Annotated in this window: 18 protein-coding genes and 1 riboswitch; of the genes, 9 read left to right on the top strand and 9 right to left on the bottom strand. The window is 72.6% G+C overall.

The genetic code is table 11. The features are described 5' to 3' along the window. Positions 1-88: 88 nt before the first annotated feature. The 3 genes from BN159_RS31430 to BN159_RS31420 form a co-directional block, all read right to left on the bottom strand. Complete coding sequence (locus BN159_RS31430) at positions 89-478, bottom strand: DUF3040 domain-containing protein (protein ID WP_015661060.1); 390 nt, start codon at positions 476-478, stop codon at positions 89-91. A 278-nt stretch (positions 479-756) separates the two neighbouring features. Beyond that, entirely contained in the window at positions 757-1,527 is a 771-nt protein-coding gene (locus BN159_RS31425; protein WP_015661059.1) for a methyltransferase, read from the bottom strand. Positions 1,528-1,655: 128 nt separating this feature from the next. Further along, positions 1,656-2,225 carry an SAV_6107 family HEPN domain-containing protein gene (locus BN159_RS31420; RefSeq protein ID WP_015661058.1) on the bottom strand — a complete coding sequence of 190 codons (570 nt, stop codon included), beginning with the start codon at positions 2,223-2,225 and terminating at the stop codon, positions 1,656-1,658. 175 nt (positions 2,226-2,400) lie between these two features. Here BN159_RS31420 and BN159_RS31415 point away from each other — a divergent pair, with 175 nt between their 5' ends. From BN159_RS31415 to BN159_RS31395, 5 genes are all read left to right on the top strand, one after another. After that, the gene (locus tag BN159_RS31415; protein WP_015661057.1) at positions 2,401-3,285 is read left to right on the top strand and encodes an ATP-binding cassette domain-containing protein; all 885 of its coding nucleotides are present in this window, start codon (positions 2,401-2,403) and stop codon (positions 3,283-3,285) included. Further along, the gene (locus BN159_RS31410) at positions 3,257-5,341 is read left to right on the top strand and encodes a YhgE/Pip domain-containing protein (RefSeq protein ID WP_015661056.1); all 2,085 of its coding nucleotides are present in this window, start codon (positions 3,257-3,259) and stop codon (positions 5,339-5,341) included. Before BN159_RS31415 ends, BN159_RS31410 begins: the two co-directional genes overlap by 29 nt. Before the next feature lie 23 nt (positions 5,342-5,364). After that, complete coding sequence (locus BN159_RS31405) at positions 5,365-5,994, top strand: TetR/AcrR family transcriptional regulator (RefSeq protein WP_041822046.1); 630 nt, start codon at positions 5,365-5,367, stop codon at positions 5,992-5,994. Between the two features lie 382 nt (positions 5,995-6,376). Beyond that, complete coding sequence (locus tag BN159_RS31400) at positions 6,377-6,994, top strand: DUF4126 domain-containing protein (RefSeq protein ID WP_015661054.1); 618 nt, start codon at positions 6,377-6,379, stop codon at positions 6,992-6,994. Positions 6,995-7,024: 30 nt separating this feature from the next. After that, positions 7,025-8,536, top strand: coding sequence for a phytoene desaturase family protein (locus BN159_RS31395; protein WP_015661053.1), 1,512 nt, complete (start codon positions 7,025-7,027; stop codon positions 8,534-8,536). A gap of 18 nt (positions 8,537-8,554) precedes the next feature. Here the strand turns inward: BN159_RS31395 and BN159_RS31390 are convergent, their stop codons facing one another. From BN159_RS31390 to BN159_RS31365, 6 genes are all read right to left on the bottom strand, one after another. Further along, on the bottom strand, positions 8,555-9,508 hold the full coding sequence (locus BN159_RS31390; protein WP_015661052.1) for an SCO2102 family sporulation regulator: 954 nt from the start codon (positions 9,506-9,508) through the stop codon (positions 8,555-8,557). A 56-nt stretch (positions 9,509-9,564) separates the two neighbouring features. Continuing rightward, positions 9,565-10,488 carry a methylenetetrahydrofolate reductase [NAD(P)H] gene (metF, locus tag BN159_RS31385; RefSeq protein ID WP_015661051.1) on the bottom strand — a complete coding sequence of 308 codons (924 nt, stop codon included), beginning with the start codon at positions 10,486-10,488 and terminating at the stop codon, positions 9,565-9,567. 140 nt (positions 10,489-10,628) lie between these two features. Then, positions 10,629-11,276: a thiamine phosphate synthase gene (thiE, locus tag BN159_RS31380; RefSeq protein ID WP_015661050.1), complete on the bottom strand. Its 648-nt coding sequence runs from the start codon at positions 11,274-11,276 to the stop codon at positions 10,629-10,631. A gap of 74 nt (positions 11,277-11,350) precedes the next feature. Further along, the gene (locus tag BN159_RS31375) at positions 11,351-11,716 is read right to left on the bottom strand and encodes an Rv2175c family DNA-binding protein (RefSeq protein WP_015661049.1); all 366 of its coding nucleotides are present in this window, start codon (positions 11,714-11,716) and stop codon (positions 11,351-11,353) included. 67 nt (positions 11,717-11,783) lie between these two features. After that, positions 11,784-12,947, bottom strand: coding sequence for an NAD(P)/FAD-dependent oxidoreductase (locus BN159_RS31370; RefSeq protein ID WP_408055048.1), 1,164 nt, complete (start codon positions 12,945-12,947; stop codon positions 11,784-11,786). An 86-nt stretch (positions 12,948-13,033) separates the two neighbouring features. Beyond that, positions 13,034-13,384 (bottom strand): hypothetical protein, encoded by a 351-nt coding sequence (locus BN159_RS31365; protein ID WP_015661047.1) that lies wholly within the window; start codon positions 13,382-13,384, stop codon positions 13,034-13,036. Positions 13,385-13,436: 52 nt separating this feature from the next. Further along, positions 13,437-13,548: riboswitch (TPP riboswitch) on the top strand. Here BN159_RS31365 and thiO point away from each other — a divergent pair. From thiO to pknB, 4 genes are all read left to right on the top strand, one after another. After that, positions 13,546-14,703: a glycine oxidase ThiO gene (thiO, locus tag BN159_RS31360; protein WP_015661046.1), complete on the top strand. Its 1,158-nt coding sequence runs from the start codon at positions 13,546-13,548 to the stop codon at positions 14,701-14,703. Its footprint overlaps the riboswitch before it by 3 nt. Next, positions 14,700-14,912 carry a sulfur carrier protein ThiS gene (thiS, locus tag BN159_RS31355; RefSeq protein ID WP_015661045.1) on the top strand — a complete coding sequence of 71 codons (213 nt, stop codon included), beginning with the start codon at positions 14,700-14,702 and terminating at the stop codon, positions 14,910-14,912. Before thiO ends, thiS begins: the two co-directional genes overlap by 4 nt. A 3-nt stretch (positions 14,913-14,915) precedes the next feature. Next, positions 14,916-15,710 (top strand): thiazole synthase, encoded by a 795-nt coding sequence (locus BN159_RS31350; RefSeq protein WP_015661044.1) that lies wholly within the window; start codon positions 14,916-14,918, stop codon positions 15,708-15,710. Positions 15,711-15,814: 104 nt separating this feature from the next. After that, positions 15,815-17,755, top strand: coding sequence for a Stk1 family PASTA domain-containing Ser/Thr kinase (pknB, locus tag BN159_RS31345; RefSeq protein ID WP_015661043.1), 1,941 nt, complete (start codon positions 15,815-15,817; stop codon positions 17,753-17,755). Positions 17,756-17,764 lie beyond the last annotated feature (9 nt).

Below are 17,764 nucleotides of genomic sequence, written 5' to 3'. Positions count from 1 at the left end.
GTCACCGGTGTGAGGGCGTGCGTGAGGGGGCGACCACCCGCGGTGGTCGCCCCCTCACGTATGTCCAGGAGCTGCGGCTCGTGTTGCGCTAGTGGCCCTGTTCGTCGCGGCGCCGCTGCCAGCGCTGCTCGATCCGGTCCATCATGGAGCGCTTGGTCCGACCCTGACGGCTGGCCTGCTGACCGCCTGCCGGCTGTTCACCCGGCTTGGGGGCCTTGCGCCAGCCGGTCACGGCGAGTACCGCACAGCCCAGCATGACGAGGAATCCCACCACGCTGAGCCAGACCTGCTTGGCGACCATTCCAGCCATGAGGAGCGCGATACCCACGAGAAAGCCGGCGACCGCCTGATACACCCGTCGCCGGGTGTACGTGCGCAGCCCGCTTCCCTCAAGCGCTGTCGCGAACTTGGGATCTTCGGCGTACAGCGCTCGCTCCATCTGCTCGAGCATGCGCTGCTCGTGCTCCGAGAGCGGCACGGAGTCCTCCTCATCGTGCAGTCGCCGGGGCGACCCGGGGGGTCCCTTCAGGATAGGCAGGGAATCGCCCCCGTGAAACCCGCCCCTCTACGCCAATTGGCCAACCGGGCTCCGGCATGCACGTCCCGGCTCGCTGAGATCTTCATTCCCCAGCGGCCGACCCGTCATGCCGGAACGGTCTCCCTCGATCATACGGCGCTGAGCGCCCGATCGGGGGGCCTGTGGCGTACTCCATGTGCAGCCAAGTCCCTGATCAGCGGCGCGCCCCAGGAGCGGGCTCAGCCCTCCGAGGTCCCCCGCGTCTCACCGAGCACATGAAGCTGCGTGGCCACGGAGTGGAAGGCGGGCAGCTCGGCCGCCGCCTCCTCCAGCTTGAGCAGCGCCTCCAGGGCCCCGGGCTCGGTGTCCACCAGAACGCCGGGCACCAGGTCGGCGAAGACCCGTACGCCGTGCACCGCGCCGACGCGCAGGCCCGCTCCCTCGACCAGCGCGGTGAGCTGTTCGGCGGTGAAGCGGTGCGGCACGGGGTCACCCGCCCCCCAGCGGCCGTTCGGGTCCTGAAGGGCCTGCTTGGCCTCCTTGAAGTGGCCGGCGAGGGCGCGGGCCAGCACGGCGCCGCCGAGACCGGCCGCGAGCAGGCTGAGGACGCCCTCCGGGCGCAGGGCGGCCACGGCGTTGCGGACACCCTCGGCGGGGTCGTCGACGTACTCCAGGACGCCGTGGCACAGCACCGCGTCGTAGCCGCCGCGCTCGACCACGTCGAACAGGCCGTGGGCGTCGCCCTGGACGCCCTGGACGCGGTCGGCGACGCCGGCCTCGGCAGCGCGGCGCTCCAGCGCGAACAGGGCGTTGGGGCTGGGGTCGACCACGGTGACCCGGTGGCCGAGGCGGGCGACCTGCACGGCGAACTTGCCGCTGCCGCCCCCGGCGTCGAGGACGTCCAGCGCCTCCCGGCCGGTGGCCTTGACCTGGCGGTCGAGGGCGTCCTGAAGGACCTCCCAGACCACGGCGGTACGGAGAGAGGCGCGGGGGCGGCTCGGGTCCGACACGGCAGTTGACTCCTCGGAACAGGACGGCTTCAGGCGGGTCCCACCCTATTGCCTTCGGCCCGGCACCCGGTCCCTGCGGCGTCCTGCCCCGCCCCGCGTCTCAACCGGCGGACCCGTCGGCCCGGGAGTCAGCCCGCGTCCGGGAAATCCTGGCCGGGGGCACCTCCTCCGTCCCGCTGTTGGTCGGCATCCTGGCGGGGCTGTGGCAGCACCGGCTGGAGGACGAGCATCCGCTCGACCAGGCGCAGGAACATCGCCACGTCGCGTATCAGGTCGTCGGCGTCCCGGCGGCTGGCCGCGCCCTGGATGCCCGCCTCGGCCCGGGCGCGGCGGCGGGCCCCGGAGGCGAACAGCGCGCTCCATTCGGCGAGCTCGGGCGCTATCTCGGGGAGCACTTCCCAGGCGCTCCTGATGCGGGCCCGGCGTCGGGAGTTGGGTTCCGGGCGCCCTCGCGCGGCGAGGACGGCGGCGGCGGTGCGCAGGGCGGCCAGGTGGGCCGTCGCATAGCGCTCGTTGGGGGTTTCCAGGACGGCGGCCTCGTCCAGTCCGGCACGGGCCTGGGCGAGCAGGTCGAGGGCGGCGGGCGGCGCCGTGGCCCGGCGCAGCACGGGGTGCACATCGCTCGCCGGGCCGGTCAGTGAGGGGGCAGGGCCGGTGGCGCGGCGCCGGCGGGCGGCGGCTGCGTGGTAGCTGGCCATGACGAACCTCCTGTCGTCTGTGTGACGGCACGGATGCCGTATGTGCCCATCGTGAGGTATGCCACTGACAATCCGTTCTGACCTGCACTTTTGCTTCGATCGACAGTTCGGGTTAGTTTTTGCACTGACCAGTCAGTTCAATTCAGTGGTGCACAAATCAGGGGATGGGGGAGCCGTGGCCGGAGTCGGCGTCACGGCCCGGGGTCTTGGCCTCGAAGGACCTCGCGGATGGGCGTTCCGCGAGGTCTCCTTCGAGGCGGACCCGGGCTCACTGATCGCGGTGGAGGGGCCGTCCGGATCCGGGCGCACGTGTCTGCTGCTCGCGCTCACCGGGCGGATGAAGGCGACCGAGGGCACGGCGGAGGTGGGCGGGGCCGGGCTGCCGAAGCAGCTCGGGGCGGCGCGGCGGATCAGCGCCCTCGCCCATGTCCCCGGTGTCACCGACCTCGACCCGGCGCTGACCGTCGCCGAGCACCTGCACGAACGGGCGCTGCTCCAGCGGCGGTTCGGGGGCTCGCTGCGCGGCCTTCTGCGCCCGCGCGCCGAGCGGGCGACGGAGACCCGGCTGCGGATCGACCGGGCGCTGACCGCGGCCGGGCTCGACCGGGAGGCCCTGCCGAAGGGCTCCAGGACCGCCGTACGCGATCTGGAGCGGGTGGAGGCGCTCAGGCTGTCCGTGGCGCTGGCGCTGATCGGCGAACCGGGGCTGCTCGGCGTCGACGACACCGACCTCAAGCTCTCCGACGCCGAACGGGCCGAGATCTGGACGCTGCTGAGGTCCATCGCCGAGGCGGGGACGACGGTGGTGGCGGTGTGCAGCGAGGCGCCGGAGGGGGCGGTGACCGTGTCGACGGTCGCCGAGGACGAGACGGGCGCCGGCGACGCGGCGGATGCACGAGACGAGGCGGACCCCGAGGACGCGGCGGACCCGCACGACGACGCGAGCCCCGAGAATGCCGCGGACCCGCACGACAACGCGAGCCCCGAGGACGCCGCGGGCTCCCGAACCGACGCGAAGGAGGTGTCCGCCGATGCGCGCGCCGAAGCTGGCCTCGCTTGAGATCCGGCGGTTCGGGCGGGGGAAGCTGCCGCGTGCCGCGCTGGTGGCGCTGCTGGTGCTGCCCCTGCTGTACGGCGCCCTCTACCTGTGGTCGTTCTGGGACCCGTACAGCCGTCTGGACCGCATTCCCGTGGCGCTCGTGAACGACGACCAGGGTGCCAAGGCCGACGGCAAGAAGATCGCGGCGGGCGACGACATCGTGCAGGGGCTGCGCGACAGCGAGGTCTTCGAGTGGCACGAGGTCAGTGCCGACGAGGCACGCGCGGGCGTGGAGGACGGCCGCTACTACCTGTCGCTGACCATGCCGGCCGACTTCAGCGAGCGGATCGCGTCCAGTTCGGGCGACTCCCCGGAGACCGGCGCGCTCCAGGTGCGCACCAACGACGCCAACAACTACATCGTCGGGCAGATCTCCCGGACCGTGTTCAGCGAGGTGCGGGACGCCGCGTCCACCAAGGCCTCGCGGTCCTTCCTGGACCGGATCTTCATCTCCTTCTCCGACATCCACGGCGCGACCGTCAAGGCCGCCAAGGGCGCCGACAAGCTGGAGACCGGCATCGGGAAGGCCGAGAAGGGCTCGCGGGACCTCGCCGACGGCCTGAAGGACGCCAAGTCGGGCAGCGGCAAGCTGGCCAAGGGCCTGAAGAAGCTCGACAAGGGCGCGGGCGACCTGGAGGACGGCTCCGCGAAGGTCGCCGAGGGCACCCAGAAGCTCGCCGACAAGGTCAACGCGACCGCCGACAAGGTCGGTCCCTTCCTCAAGGACAACGAGAAGGCGATCGGTGACACCGCCCAGCTGGTCGCCGACGCGTCCGGGGCGATCCGCGACAATCTCGACGCTCTGGTGGAACGGGCACCGACCGCCGCCGAGGACGCCCGCAAAGCCTCCGAGGACCTGAGCGGCGTCTACAAGACGCGCTGTGAGGACGCCGTGCTGCCCGACACGGCCTGCGCCGACCTGAAGATCGCCAAGGACGCCGCAGCCACCGTGGCCGGGATCGCCGGCGACGTCAGCACCCTGCTCACCGACCACGCCGCCGTCCTGGACAAGCTCGACAAGAACCTGGCCACCCTGGAGAAGCAGGCCCAGGCACTCGCCGACCGCGCGCCCCGGCTCTCCGAGGACCTCGACGACGCCGTCACCAAGATCAACGACCTGAACGAGGGCGCCGGAAAGGTCGCCGCCGGGGCGAAGAAGCTGCACACCGGGCTCGGCACCGCCGACACCGGCGCCACCGAACTGGACAAGGGCGTCGGCGACCTCAGGACCGGCGCCAAGGACCTCAAGGCGGGCCTGTACAAGCTCGTCGACGGCTCCGGGCAGCTCTCGGACGGGCTGCACGACGGCGCGGGGCAGATCCCCGACTACGGCGAGCGGGACCGCGACGAGCGCACCGAAGTGATGTCGGACCCGGTCCGGCTGGTCTCCGAGGACCTGCACAAGGCGCCCAACTACGGCACCGGATTCGCCCCGTACTTCATCCCGCTGTCCCTGTGGGTGGGCGCGATGGTGGCCTACATGCTGATCGCGCCGATGAACCGGCGAGCGCTCGCGGCGGGCGCCTCCGCGTGGCGGATCGCACTGGCGGGCTGGCTGCCCGTGGTGGTGATCGGAGTGCTCCAGACGGTGGCCCTGATGTCGGTGCTGCACTGGGCGGTCGGGCTCCAGATGGCCCGCGCGGCCGGCACGGTGGGCTTCCTGTTCCTGGTGACGGCGTGCTTCGCGTCCCTGGTGCAGTGGCTGAACGCCCGCTTCGGCGCGGCCGGGCGGATCCTCGTGCTCGCCCTGCTGATGCTCCAGCTGACCTCCGCGGGCGGCACCTACCCCGTGCAGACCAGTCCGGGCTTCTTCAACGCGCTGCACCCCTTCCTGCCGATGAGCTACGTCGTCGAGGCCCTCCGGAGGCTCATCACGGGCGGCGGCCTGGAACCGGTCTGGCACGCGTGCGTGGTGCTCGTCGCCTTCACCGCGGGTGCCCTCGCGCTGACCGCGCTGTCGGCGCGCCGCCGCCAGGTGTGGACGCTCGACCGGCTGCACCCGGAGCTGACCCTGTGACCGCGCGCGGGACAATCATGGTCATGGAAAGCAGCAGCGCCGCGTCGGGCGGCAGCACGCGCCGTGAGGCCACCCGGCAGAAGCTCTACGAGGCCGCCGTCACGCTCATCGCCGAGCAGGGCTTCTCCGCCACCACGGTGGACGAGATCGCCGAGCGGGCCGGGGTCGCGAAGGGCACGGTCTACTACAACTTCGCGAGCAAGTCGGTCCTCTTCGAGGAGCTGCTGCGGCACGGCGTGGGTCTGCTCGCCGCCTCCTTGAAGGAGGCGGCCGAGCGGACCGACCGGGAGGGCGGCAGCAAGGTCGACGCCCTGGACGCGATGATCCGCGCGGGGCTCGGCTTCATCGCCGCCTACCCGTCCTTCACCCAGCTGTACGTGGCCGAGCTGTGGCGCACCAACCGGGCCTGGCAGTCCACGCTCATGGTGGTACGGCAGGACGTCGTCGCCGTGGTCGAGGGCGTGCTGCGCGACGGCGTCGCGGGCGGCGAGTTCAGCGACGAGATCGACATCCAGCTGACCGCGGCGGCCCTGGTCGGCATGGTGCTGGTGGCCGCCCTGGACTGGCAGTCCTTCCAGCCGGAGCGCTCCCTGGACGACGTCCACTCGGCTCTGTCGAGGCTGCTTCAGGGCCGGGTGAGCGGCCGGGGCTAGGGACCGTACGGGACGTACGGAAGCGCCGGTCCGCCATGGCACGTCCCCCAACGTGCCACCGCGAACCGGCGCTTCCGCCGTGCTCCCCCGTACTCCCCGTTCCCCCGTTGGTTCCCCCGTGCGGTCGTTTCCCCGGGTTCCCCGGTGTCTCGCTTCCGCCGACGCGCGGGCCGGCGGAAGGAGCGGATCCAGGGGCGGCTCCGTTCCGGCGCCCCGTGTCGCCGGTGCCGGAGCCGGTCCCTTTCTCCGTGTCTCCACTCTCTCGTTCCCGCAGGTCCGCCCCCATCCGCGCGGGTACTCAACTCACCGCCTAGGTACCCGTACTCAGTCCTGTGTGCCCGGGCCCACGCCGGGCGGCGGCCCACTGGCTACGATCGCGTCCGTGTCCGTACTCCCTCTGGTCTTCACGAGCGGCTGGGCCAGCGGCATCAACGCGTACGCGGTGGTGCTGCTCCTCGGCATATTCGGCGCGACGGGATTGAGCGACGAGGTCCCCGAGACGCTCCAGCGCCCCGAAGTACTGATCGTGGCGGGCGTGCTGTTCCTGTGCGAGGCCGTCGCCGACAAGATCCCCTACGTCGACTCCGCGTGGGACTCGGTGCACACCGTGATCCGGCCGCTCGCCGGCGCCTGGGTGGGCGCGCTGCTCGCGGGGCAGAGTGGCTCGCTGTCGGACGTGGCCGCGAGCCTGGTCGGCGGCTCCTCCGCGCTCGCCAGCCACGCGGTCAAGGCCGGGACACGCATGGCGGTCAACACCTCCCCGGAGCCCTTCAGCAACGTGATCGTAAGCCTGGCCGAGGACCTCGGAGTCGCCGGGATCGTCACGTTCGCGATATTCAACCCGGAGGCGGCCGCGATCATCGCCGGGGCGCTCCTGCTCGCGGGGCTCGCCGTCATGTTCTTCCTCGTCTCCCGCATCCGGCGGTTCCTGCGGCGCCGGGCCCAACGGCGGGAGGAGCGGCGGCTCGCACGGGAGCCGGGCCTGCCGCCGCCGCGATGACTGTCAGTGGCGGCGGCTAAAGTCCCTGGCATGGCACGGATTGCGGTGATCGGCGCCGGGACGGGCGCGCTGGCGGCCGCTGCCCGGCTGGCCGTCGCGGGCCACCGGGTGGCGGTGTACGAGCGTACGGAGACGTACGGCGGAGCGGTGCGCCGCCTGGAGCGGGACGGCTTCGCCTTCGACACCGGTCCCGGTCTGCTCACGCTGCCCGCGGTCTGGCGCGATCTGTTCCTCAAGACCGGCAAGGAGCCGCTGGAGGACTGTGTCGAGCTGGTCCAGGTCGACCCCGCGGCACGGCATGTGTTCGCGGACGGCACCGAGGTCGCGCTGCCCGACGCCTCCCGCGCGGGGGTCGTCGCCGCCCTGGACGAGGCGCTCGGCGCGGGCGCGGGCGCGCGCTGGGGCGACTTCCTGGTCCGGGCCCGTGAGGCCTGGGACCGCAGCCGCCGGCCGCTCCTGGAGGAGCCGCTGTGGCCCAACTGGGACGTGCTGGCCGGGCGCGAGCCCTACCCGGCGGTCCCGCACAAGCGCCTGCTGCGCACCCGCCGCGCCGCCACGCTCGCCGAGGTCGGCGCCTGGGAGCTGCGCGACCCCCGGTTGACCGCGCTGCTCGAAAGCCACGCGCTCGCGTACGGCCTGGATCCCGAGACGGCTCCGGCGAACGCGGCCGTGCTGCCGTACATGGAACATGCCTTCGGCACCTGGTATGTCCGCGGTGGGCTGCGGGAGTTGGCGCGCGCGGTGTACGAGCGGTGTCTGGCCCGCAAGGTCGAGTTCCACTTCGGTGCCGAGGTGACCGGGGTGCTGGAGAAGGACGGCCGGGCGGCGGGCATTGAGCTGGCCGACGGCGGCGTGGCGGAGGCGGACCTCGTGGTCGGCTCCGGGCCGTGGCGGCTGGGCGAGTTGGTGCACGGCCGCGAGCTGTACGGCGCGGCGGATGTGCAGCCTCGGCCCGAGCCGCTGACTCACGGCCGGGTCGTGGTCTGTCTGGCGCTGCGCGGTGCGCGCGAGGCGGGTGCCGCTCACCGGACGGTGGTGCACACCCCGGACCGGCGGGCCGAGCTGGACGCCTTCCGGCGCGGCGAGCCGGCCGCGCTGCCGACGGTCCGGGTCGACCGGCCGGACGATCCGGCGCTGCGGCCCGACGGGGAGCACGAGTCGGTGGTCCTCACGGCGACGGCGCCCCCGCACCTGCCGTACGACTGGACCGCGCCCGGTGCCGCCGACGCCTTCGCGGACCGCATGGTGGAGGCCGCCGAGCGGGCGCTACCGGGACTGCGTGAGCGGACGCTGTGGCGCGAGGTCCGTACCCCGGCACACACCCGCGCGGAGACCGGCGCCGAGGGCGGCGGGGTGCCCGCGCCCGCGCTGGCCGCGGCGGAGGGGGCCTTCCTGTACCCGGCCAACAGCACCCGCGTACCGGGCCTGTTCACGGTCGGCGGCTGGTCGCACCCCGGCGGCGGCCTCGCCCACGCGGGCATGTCGGGCGCGCTGGTCGCCGGACTGATCGTGGAGGGACCGGACTTCCAGGGCTCTCAGTGACGAGGCGCGGAAGATCGCTCAGAAGCGGTACTGCTCGTCGTACCCGCCGCCCTGCTGCCCCTGGCCGCCCTGGTACGGATACTGCTGCTCCGGCGGGAGTTCACCCCCGTAGGGGTCATCGGTGCTGCGCTGCTGCGGGACCCACACCCCGCCGGCCGGGGTGGACTCGCCGGGGTAGGTGCCGGTGACGTACTGGTCCTGGGCGTAGCCCTGCTGGCCGTACTGCTGGCCATAACCGGCGTCGTAGGAGCCGCCGCCGTAGGTCTGGGTGCCGATGTACGGGTCCGAGTAGGCGGCGTACTGCTGCTGGCCGGTGGTGTCGTAGCCGTACTGCTGCTGGTCGTACCCGGTGTAGCCGTCGTAGCCGTAGCCCTGGTCCGTGCCCTGGGAGGCCGCGGCGTACTGGTCCTGGGGCTGGGCCGCGCCCGCGTAGGAGGGGTCGGAGTTGGTGCCGTAGACGCCGTAGGAGCCGGTGTCGTCGGGCATCGGCTGCGGCTCGTAGACCGCGGTGGTCTCGGCGGCCGAGGGCCCTCCCGCGCGGGAGGGGGTGAAGACGTCGTCGCGGTCGTAGGCGTCGTCCTGGCCGTAGCCCTGGCTGTCGCCGCGGTAGGGGCCGTCGTCGCCGTAGTGGCCCTCGCCGCCCTCGAGGTCGGAGACCTCCAGGGTCGGCTCCTGGCGGCCCTCGTCGTCGCGGTGGCGCTTGCCGCCGCCGAGCGCGGGGGCGTTCATCGCCCAGCCCTCGGCGAAGCCGCGGCGGAACGAGAGGGTGACGTAGGTCTGGCCGATCGCGAAGGCGGCCGCGCCGACACCGATGACGATCACGGACGGCATCAGCACCCCGAGCACGACGCCGAGGAAGCCGCCGAAGGCGAGCAGCCGCCAGCGCAGGCGTGCCTTGTACTGAAGCAGCACCTCACCCAGCAGCCACAGCGCGACGATGCCGAACGCGATGTAGAGGACCGTCCAGCCCATGTACGCCCCTCTCCCAGTGGCCGTTACGCAGTGTGTCGTACAGCGGTGCGGCCGGTCTAGGCCTGCGGGGGATGGTGCAGGCCCAGGTTCTCGTAGATCTCCAGTGTCGCCGTGGAATTGTTGAGCGTGATGAAGTGCAGACCCGGCACTCCCTCGGCCAGCAGCCGCGCGCAGAACTCCGTGGCGAATTCGATGCCAATGGAGCGTACAGCGGCCGGATCGTCTTTGGCTGTGAGGATCCGCTCTTTCAGAGCCGCCGGGAAGGCCGCGTTGGTGAGGGAGGGGATGCGCTCCAGGGTCTTCACGCTGGCGATCGGCATGATCTCGGGGATGATCGGGGTCGCGCAGCCGGCCGCGTCGACCCGGTCACGCAGCCGCAGGTAGTCCTCCGGCTGGAAGAACATCTGGGTGATCGCGTAGTCCGCGCCGGCCCGGCACTTGTCGACGAAGTGCCGGACGTCCATGTCCCAGTCCGCGGAGCGCGGGTGCATCGCGGGGAATGCCGCGACGCCCACGCAGAAGTCGCCCGAGTTCTTGATCAGCTCGACGAGCTCGGCGGCGTAGGCGAGGCCGCGGGGGTGCGGCACCCAGTCGCCCATCGGGTCGCCGGGCGGGTCGCCGCGCAGGGCCAGCATGTTGCGGATCCCCGCGTCCGCGTACTGGCCGATGATGTTGCGCAGGTCGGCCACCGAGTGGTCGACGGCGGTGAGGTGGGCGATCGGGGTGAGCGTGGTGTCGGAGGCGATGGCCTCGGTCGCCTTGACCGTCCCCGCGCGAGTGGTGCCGCCTGCGCCGTAGGTCACGGAGACGAAGTCGGGCGCCACGGCCTCGACCCGGCGCAGCGCGTTCCACAGGTTCCGCTCGCCCTTCGGGGTCTTCGGGGCGTAGAACTCGAAGGAGTACGTCGTCTTGCCGGTCGCGAGCATCTCGCGCACGGTACGAGCGTGGTCCGACCTGGTGGATGCGGTGCCGAGGGCCATACCGGCAGGTTAGCCAGGGGGCGTCGGTCCCCCAACCAGATCCCTGTTATTTGCCCGATTTGTCCGATTGTTGTCCAGTCCGTGGACAATCCGCGGACAAACGACGCCCTCCGACCGCCCCGGTCCGACCTCCGGTGCAGCTACGCCTGCCGCAGCCGCTTCGCGAACTCCGCCGCCGCGGCGCCCGGATCCTCCGCCTCGGTGATCGCCCGGACGACGACGACCCGGCGGGCGCCCGCTTCGAGCACCTCGTCCAGGTTGCCGAGGTCGATGCCGCCGATGGCGAACCAGGGGCGGTCGGCGCCGAGGGCAGCGGTGTGCCGGACCAGGTCGAGCCCGGGGGCGTACCGGCCGGGCTTGGTCGGGGTGGGCCAGCAGGGGCCGGTGCAGAAGTAGTCCACGCCCTCCTGGACGGCCGCCGCCTCGGCCTCGTCCGGCGCGTGCGTGGAGCGGCCGATGAGGACGTCGTCGCCGAGGATCGCGCGTGCGGCCGGGACGGGGAGGTCGCCCTGGCCGAGGTGGAGCACGTCGGCGCCCGCGGCGTGGGCGACGTCCGCGCGGTCGTTGACCGCGAGCAGCTTGCCGTGGCGTGCGCAGGCCTCGGCGAGGACGGCCAGATGCTCCAGCTCCTCGGCCGCCTCCATGCCCTTGTCGCGCAACTGCACGATGTCGACACCGCCCGCCAGGGCCGCGTCCAGGAACTCCGCGAGGTCGCCCTGGCGCCTGCGCGCGTCCGTGCAGAGGTAGAGCCGGGCGTCGGCGAGCCGGGCGCGTGCGGTGTCGGGCATACGTGTTCCCCCGTGGTCGGTGGTGTACGGGCCGCGGGCGCGCCGGGGCCCGTACACCGGGACTTACTGTCGGATCAGACGGCGAGCGCCTGGGCGCGGCGCTTCACCTCCGTGCCGCGATTCTCGCTCAGGGCCTGGGCCGGGGTACCGGGCAGGCTCTCGTCCGGAGTGAAGAGCCACTCCAGCATCTCTTCGTCGGTGAAGCCGTCGTCCCGCAGCAGCGTCAGGGTCCCGGTCAGGCCCTTGACGACCTTGTCTCCGTCGATGAAGGCGGCGGGGACGTGCAGCGCGCGGTTCTCACCACGGCGTACGGCGATGAGCTGGCCCTCCTTGACCAGCTGCCGCACACGTGTCACCTCGACGCCGAACTGTTCGGCGATGTCGGGGAGGGTGAGCCAGGCGGGGACGAGAGCATCGATCTTTGCGTCAATCTCGGTCACGACGACAAGCCTGCCATCTAGCACTGACAGGAGGAAGTCAGACCGGTCCGACCAGGCACGACGAGCGTCAGAGCACGGCCGTCTTCAGTGGCCTCGCCGGGTCCGCCAGCAGCTCCTCGTCCATCCGCGCCCCCGCCTCGATCAGCCGCCGTCCCTGGGCCAGGTCCCGGGGACGGCCCACCGCCAGCAGGGCGATCAGGCGGCCCTCGCGCAGCCAGCAGACCGTCCAGGCGGGGCCGGTGGGGTCGCCGCGCCAGACCGTGCTGTCGGCCGAGGTGTGGTGACCCGCGTACTGGACGAAGCGGCCGAACTGCTCGGACCAGAAGTACGGCACAGGGTCGTAGACCACGGGCCCCTCGCCCATGATGTCGGCGGCGACCGTGCGGGGCCCCTGGAGGGCGTTGTCCCAGTGGTGGACCAGGAGGCGCTCGCCGTAGCGGCCCGACGGGAAGGAGGCGCAGTCGCCGACCGCGTAGACGTCGGGCACGGAGGTGCGCAGCCGCTCGTCGGCCACCACCTCGCCGTGCGCGCCCAGCTCGATCCCGGAGCCCGCCAGCCAGCCGGTGGCGGGACGGGCGCCGATGCCGACCACGACGGCGCCGGCGGGCAGCGTCGAGCCGTCGTCGAGGACGACCGCGCCGGGCTCGACGCTCGCCACGCGCGCGTGGGTGCGCAGTTCGGCCCCGCTGTCGGCGTACCAGCCGACCATCGGCGCGGCCACCTCGGCGGGCAGCGCGCCGGCGAGCGGCCGGTCCGCGGCCTCCACGACCGTCACCGAGCAGCCCGCCTCGCGCGCGGCGGTGGCGAACTCGGCGCCGATCCAGCCCGCCCCGACCACCACGATGTCGTGCTGCCGGGCGAGCACGGGCCGCAGCCGCTCGGCGTCGTCCAGGGTGCGCAGCAGATGCACCCCGGGCACGCCCTCGGCGCCCGGCAGCCGAATCGGTTCGGCGCCGGTGGCCAGGACCAGGACGTCGTACCGGACGGGCCCCTCGGCGGTGTCCAGTTCATGGTCGGCGGGGCGCACGCCCAGCACCTCGCGGCCGAGGCTCAGGTCGATGCCGAGCGCCTCGAAGTCCACGTCGAAGGCGGAGCCCTCGGCCTTGCCGAGCAGGACGGCCTTGGACAGCGGGGGCCGGTCGTAGGGCTGGTGGGGCTCGGCGCCGATCAGGGTGACCGTGCCGGTGAAGCCCTGTTCGCGCAGGGCGACCGCGGTCTGCACGCCGGCCATGCCCGCGCCGACCACCACCACCCGCCGCTGCGACGTCGTCGTCTGCTCGCTCACCTGATCACCATAGACAACTGACAATTTGTCAGTCAGCCGTCGTGCCGCGTGACCTGCTCCACAACGCTGGTTCCCTGGCCGGGCTGCGACTCCCACTCCCAGGTCTCCTCCAGCCGCACCCGCCCGTCGGGCAGCTCCACGACCGTCGACACACAGTGCCCGGACGACGTGGTCCCGTCCCGCTTGAGCTGCACGTACCGGAAGTCCAGCCGGTCACCCTCCCGGGTACCCACGAGATGCCCTCGTACGACATCGCCGCCCGCGTACTCGGCCCAGATCTCACCGTCCTTCTCGTGGTAGGTGAACCGGGTCCGGGTTCCCACCTGACCTGGGGCCTGGTCGGCGACAGGGGCGAGGACGAGGCCGTCGAGCGAGCGGGGCATGGGACGAGGCTCCCTACAGAGGCGTGGAACGAGCGGCTAGGGTGGCCAACGTACAAGCACTCGCGGGAGCCCGGACGCACCGGGCTGAGAGGGAGGCTGGCGGCCTCCGACCGTACGAACCTGATCCGGGTCATGCCGGCGAAGGGAGGGGCTGGACGCCCATGTTGCCTACGCGTTCGTCAGACGTCCTCGTGCTCGGGGGCGGAATCATCGGTCTGGTCACGGCGTGGCGGGCCGCGCAACGCGGGTTCGCCACGGCCGTGGTGGACCCCGAGCCGGGCGGCGGCGCCGCCCAGGTGGCGGCCGGGATGCTGGCCGCCGTCACGGAACTGCACTACGGCGAGCAGACCCTGCTCGGCCTGAATCTGGCCTCGGCCCGCCGCTATCCCGAGTTCGCGGCCGAGCTCACCGACCTCACGGGCCAGGACCTCGGCTACCGGCAGTGCGGCACGCTCGCCGTCGCGCTGGACGCCGACGACCGTGCGCATCTGCGGGAACTGCACGCGCTCCAGCGGGAGTCGGGCCTGGACTCCGAGTGGCTGTCCGGGCGGGACTGCCGGCGTCTGGAGCCGATGCTGGCGCCGGGGGTGCGCGGTGGGCTCCGGGTGGACGGCGACCACCAGATCGACCCGCGGAGCCTGGCGCGGGCCCTGGTGACCGCCTGCGAACTGGAGGGCGTGGTCTTCCACCGGGTGTGGGCGGCCGGTCTCAGCGTCGTCCAGGGCCGGGCCGCGGGCTGTGTGACCGAGGACGGGACCGTGCTGCCCGCGGGTCAGGTGGTCCTCGCGGCCGGCAGCCTCAGCGGACGGCTCGCGGGCGTCCCGAAGGACGTACTGCCTCCCGTACGGCCCGTGAAGGGCCAGGTGCTGCGGCTGTCCATGCCGCGCCGGCACGCGCCGTTCCTGAGCCGGACCGTCCGCGCGATGGTGCGCGGCAGCCACGTCTACCTGGTGCCCCGCGAGAACGGCGAGCTGGTCGTCGGCGCGACCAGCGAGGAGCAGGGCTGGGACACCACGGTGACCGCGGGCGGCGTGTACGAGCTGCTGCGCGACGCGCACGAGCTGATGCCCGGCATCACCGAACTGCCGCTCACGGAGACCCGCGCGGGGCTGCGCCCGGGGTCCCCGGACAACGCGCCGCTGCTGGGCCCGACCGAGCTCGACGGCCTGCTGCTGGCCACCGGGCACTATCGCAACGGCGTGCTGCTCACCCCGGTCACCGGCGACGCCCTCGCGCACGCCCTGGCCACGGGTGAACTCATCGACGAGGCCCGTCCGTTCAGCCCGAAGCGGTTCGCAGTCCTGGAGCAGCGCGTATGAACAGCTCGGTCAGCATCTCGGTCAACGGCGAGCCCCGTCGGATCGAGCCGGGCACGGCTCTCGACACGCTCGTGCGGTCCCTCACCGCGGCGCCCTCCGGAGTGGCCGCCGCCCTCAACGAAACCGTCGTCCCGCGCGGGCAGTGGTCCTCGACGTCCCTGTCCGAAGGGGACCGCGTCGAGGTCCTCACCGCCGTCCAAGGAGGCTGACCCATGGCCGACGATCCCTTTGTCCTCGGCGGCATGTCCTTCTCGTCCCGGCTGATCATGGGGACGGGCGGGGCGCCCAGCCTGGAGGTCCTGGAGCGGGCGCTGGTGGCGTCCGGGACGGAGCTGACGACGGTCGCGATGCGCCGGGTGGACGCCTCGGTGCACGGATCGGTCCTGTCCGTGCTGGAGAAGCTCGGCATCCGGGTCCTGCCGAACACGGCGGGCTGCTTCACCGCCGGTGAGGCCGTGCTCACCGCCCGCCTCGCGCGGGAGGCCCTCGGCACCGATCTGGTCAAGCTGGAGGTCATCGCCGACGAGCGGACCCTGCTGCCGGACCCCATCGAGCTGCTGGACGCGGCCGAGACCCTCGTCGACGACGGCTTCACGGTGCTGCCGTACACCAACGACGACCCGGTGCTGGCCCGCAAGCTGGAGGACGTCGGGTGCGCGGCGATCATGCCGCTGGGCTCCCCGATCGGCTCCGGGCTCGGGATCCGCAATCCGCACAACTTCCAGCTGATCGTCGAGCACGCGCGCGTGCCGGTGATCCTGGACGCCGGTGCCGGTACGGCGTCGGACGCGGCGCTCGCGATGGAGCTGGGGTGCGCGGGTGTGATGCTCGCCTCGGCGGTGACGCGGGCGAAGGAGCCGGTGCTGATGGCCGACGCGATGCGGCACGCGGTGGAGGCGGGCCGCCTGGCCCACCGCGCGGGCCGCATCCCGCGCCGCCACTTCGCGGAGGCGTCCTCGCCGGTGACGGGAAGGGCGGTGCTGGATCCGGAGCGGCCCGCGTTCTGAGCAACCGGTTGCGACCGTGGGTTGCGTCACAGGTCGGCTTCAGTACCGCCCCTGTTCCGGACTGAACGGCAGTCGTGTCAGTCGCTGCTCGTACACTCGCCTGCGTGGATACGACCCTTCAGGACCCGCTGGTCGGGCAGGTGCTCGACGGACGTTATCGCGTCGAGGCGCGGATCGCCGTCGGTGGGATGGCCACGGTCTACCGGGCCGTGGACACCCGGCTCGACCGTGTGCTCGCACTGAAGGTGATGCATCCGGGGCTCGCGGCCGACGGCACGTTCGTGGAGCGGTTCATCCGGGAGGCGAAGTCGGTCGCCCGGCTCGCGCACCCCAATGTCGTGCAGGTCTTCGACCAGGGCACCGACGGGTCGTACGTCTACCTCGCCATGGAGTACATCGCCGGCTGCACCCTGCGTGACGTGCTGCGCGACCGGGGGGCGCTCCAGCCGCGGGCCGCCCTGGACATCCTGGAGCCGGTGCTGGCCGCGCTCGGCGCCGCGCACCGGGCCGGTTTCGTGCACCGGGACATGAAGCCGGAGAACGTGCTCATAGGGGACGACGGCCGCGTCAAGGTCGCCGACTTCGGTCTGGTGCGGTCCGTGGACACGGTCACCAGCACCACCGGTGCCGTCCTCGGCACCGTCTCCTATCTCGCGCCGGAGCAGATCGACCAGCCCGGCGCCGCCGACGCCCGCGTCGACGTGTACGCGTGCGGTGTCGTCCTGTACGAGATGCTCACCGGCGAGAAGCCGCACGACGGCGACTCCCCCGCGATCGTGCTCTACAAGCATCTGCACGAAGACGTACCGCCGCCCTCCGCCGTCGTGCCGGGCATGGCCTACGAGCTGGACGCCCTGGTCGCCTCGGCCACCGCCCGCAACCCGGCCGTACGTCCGCACGACGCGGTCGCCCTGCTCGCCGAGGCCCGCCAGGCCCGGGCCGGGCTCGGCGCGGACCAGCTGGACGCGCTGCCCCCGCAGGCCCTGTCCGCCGAGCACGACAACGCCGAGGACCGTACGAGCGTGATCCCGCGTTCGCTGACGGTGCCGCGCCCGCTGCCGGTCAACGAGGCCGAGGAGGAGCCGGACCGGTTCCACCGCACGAGCCGCTTCGAAACGCCGCCCCCGCCGCCGCCCGCGCCCACTGGACGCCGGGGGCCCAGGCGCGGCCCGCTCGCCCTCGTCGTCGCCGTGCTGCTCGTGCTCGGTGTCGGCGCCGGCGTCTGGTACATCAACTCCGGCCAGTTCACCCGGGTCCCGGCACTGCTGAGCCAGCCGGAGGCGAAGGCCGCGGACCGGCTGGAGGACGCCGGTCTGGAGGTCGGCAAGGTCGACCGTGCCTTCAGTGACACCGTCAAGCGCGGCCAGGTCATCAGCACCGACCCCGCGGTCGGCAGCCGGATCCGGCAGAACGACTCGGTGAACCTGGTCGTCTCCAAGGGCCCGGAGGTCGTGAAGGTCCCCGATCTGGAGGGCTACCGCCTGGACAAGGCGCGGGAGCTGCTCGCCGGCGCGGGCCTGGAACCGGGCATGGTGACCCGGGAGTTCAGCGACTCCGTCGCCCGGGGCTCGGTGATCTCCACCGACCCCACCGCCGGTACCGAGCGCCGCTCGGGCTCCGCGGTGGCGCTGGTCGTCAGCAAGGGCCGTCCGGTCGACGTTCCGGACGTCACCGGTGAGAGCCTCGACGACGCCAGGGCCGAGCTGGACGAGGTCGGTCTGAAGGTGAAGGTCGCCGCCGAGCAGGTCACCTCCCCCGACTTCGAGAAGGGCGAGGTCGCGGCGCAGTCGCCGGAGGCCGACAGCGAGGTCGTCGTCGGGGACACGGTGACGCTGACGCTGTCCAAGGGCCCCGAGATGGTCGAGGTCCCGGACGTGGTCGGCGACAACGTCGACGACGCCAAGGCCGAGCTGGAGGCCGCGGGCTTCGAGGTCGAGGAGGACCGCGGGCTGCTGGGCCTGTTCGGCGACACCGTCGAGGGCCAGTCCGTGGAGGGCGGCGACACCGCGCCCAAGGGCTCGACGATCACCATCGAGATCCGGTGACGGGACGCG

Origin of the sequence: Streptomyces davaonensis JCM 4913 (assembly GCF_000349325.1) — a bacterium.
In the GTDB taxonomy this organism is placed as follows: Bacteria; Actinomycetota; Actinomycetes; order Streptomycetales; family Streptomycetaceae; genus Streptomyces; species Streptomyces davaonensis.
Note: the sequence above shows the minus strand (reverse complement) of the source record. Positions and strands in the feature narration are given on the sequence as shown.

Excerpts from the sequence above, each read along its gene's own strand:
- BN159_RS31405 (WP_041822046.1), top strand. The coding sequence starts at position 5,365 with ATGGAAAGCAGCAGCGCCGCGTCGGGCGGCAGCACGCGCCGTGAGGCC.
- BN159_RS31365 (WP_015661047.1), bottom strand. The coding sequence starts at position 13,384 with ATGCCCCGCTCGCTCGACGGCCTCGTCCTCGCCCCTGTCGCCGACCAG.
- BN159_RS31390 (WP_015661052.1), bottom strand. The coding sequence starts at position 9,508 with ATGGGCTGGACGGTCCTCTACATCGCGTTCGGCATCGTCGCGCTGTGG.
- BN159_RS31410 (WP_015661056.1), top strand. The coding sequence starts at position 3,257 with ATGCGCGCGCCGAAGCTGGCCTCGCTTGAGATCCGGCGGTTCGGGCGG.
- BN159_RS31420 (WP_015661058.1), bottom strand. The coding sequence starts at position 2,225 with ATGGCCAGCTACCACGCAGCCGCCGCCCGCCGGCGCCGCGCCACCGGC.
- thiE (WP_015661050.1), bottom strand. The coding sequence starts at position 11,276 with ATGCCCGACACCGCACGCGCCCGGCTCGCCGACGCCCGGCTCTACCTC.
- BN159_RS31350 (WP_015661044.1), top strand. The coding sequence starts at position 14,916 with ATGGCCGACGATCCCTTTGTCCTCGGCGGCATGTCCTTCTCGTCCCGG.
- thiS (WP_015661045.1), top strand. The coding sequence starts at position 14,700 with ATGAACAGCTCGGTCAGCATCTCGGTCAACGGCGAGCCCCGTCGGATC.
- BN159_RS31395 (WP_015661053.1), top strand. The coding sequence starts at position 7,025 with ATGGCACGGATTGCGGTGATCGGCGCCGGGACGGGCGCGCTGGCGGCC.
- thiO (WP_015661046.1), top strand. The coding sequence starts at position 13,546 with ATGTTGCCTACGCGTTCGTCAGACGTCCTCGTGCTCGGGGGCGGAATC.
- metF (WP_015661051.1), bottom strand. The coding sequence starts at position 10,488 with ATGGCCCTCGGCACCGCATCCACCAGGTCGGACCACGCTCGTACCGTG.
- BN159_RS31370 (WP_408055048.1), bottom strand. The coding sequence starts at position 12,947 with ATGGCCGGCGTGCAGACCGCGGTCGCCCTGCGCGAACAGGGCTTCACC.